The organism is Collimonas sp. GW821-FHT07E08, from assembly GCF_059418905.1.
In genome coordinates, this window is record NZ_JBWKQR010000049.1 from 1 (window position 1) to 1,239 (window position 1,239).

General features: G+C 61.9%; 1 protein-coding gene. It reads right to left on the bottom strand.

The window, feature by feature from the left end; all coding sequences use genetic code 11:
* The coding region (locus tag AC07RZ_RS24095) for a type VI secretion system Vgr family protein (RefSeq protein ID WP_494669868.1) at positions 1-1,239 on the bottom strand (1,239 nt) is incomplete at both ends.

Consider the following 1,239-nt stretch of genomic DNA (forward strand, 5'->3'; position numbering starts at 1 on the left):
TTGAGCTGCGCCTGGATCTTGGCGTTGGTGTCGTCCAGGATCAGGTGGTTGCTGCGCCCGCCAGCCTGGTTGCCGCCATTCGGGGTCAATTCACGGCTGCGCAGGCCCATCAGCGATTGCTGGGTCGCCAGCTTCCACGGCGGCATGTTGCGCTGGTTGTAGACGCTGCCGGTGATGAGCGGCCGGTCCGGGTTGCCATCGAGCCATTGCACGATCACTTCGCTGCCGACGCGCGGAATCGCCGCAGCACCCAGTTCACTGCCCGCCCAACTGGATGCTACGCGCAGCCAGGCCGAGCTCTTCTCATCGTTGTTGCCGATCCGGTCCCAGTGGAACTGCACGCGGATGCGTCCGTATTCATCGGTATAGATGCTGTCCTGGCCGGAAGGGCCGACCACTGTGGCGGTCTGCGGCGCCTGGATCCTGGTGGCGCTGCTGTTGAAGCCGCGGCCTGGACGCCAGGGAATGGTTTTACGCATGCAGGTCAGCTGGTTGCTGTAGTCGGCCTTCTCGCTGGCTTGCTGCAGGTAGTTGTTGCTCGCCTTGTGGTGGACCGTGAGGATCAGGAACTCGCTTTTGCCGGCCTCTTCATGGCTGCCGAAGGGATTGAAGGCAAAATGGTTGGTTAAACGGAAATACCGGCCCGGCAATACCGAGCGGTTATTGCCTTTCGCCTCGAAGTGCTTGCCCGCTGCCTCGATCTCTTCCATGCGCAGCTGCGCCTGTTTGTCGCCATCCTGGTTGCCTTTGAAACCATAGGCGCCCGCATATTCATAAGACTCGATGTTGAGCACATCGCCCTGCTTGTTCAGGGTCGGCACGCCGACATTGGCGGGTACCGGGCTTTTAAAATTGAATCCTGCCAGGCTGACGCTGCCGGGCACGATCTGGCGCACCGGCGACCAGTCGCCGATGCCGTCTTCCTCGATCGCGCCGCCATGGCGCTGGAAGCGGATCTCGGGGCCGTTGTCGATGGCGGGCGCCTGGGTCGTATCGTCGCTCAGGACCAGCTTATGACCCTTGTCGCTATGCTCATACCAGTACGACCAGCCGGCCGCTTCCCAGCGCCGGTGCAGGTAATTGAAATCGCTCTCGTCGAACTGGCAGGCGTCGGTCATCGCGACATCTTCGCCGCGCACCCGCACATCCCAGTCAGGATGGCTGCCGTAGTCGCTGAAGATGCTTTCGGTCTGCTCGCGCAGGGTCTTGCCGTGGAAGATGTAGTTGTCCTTGCGCAGG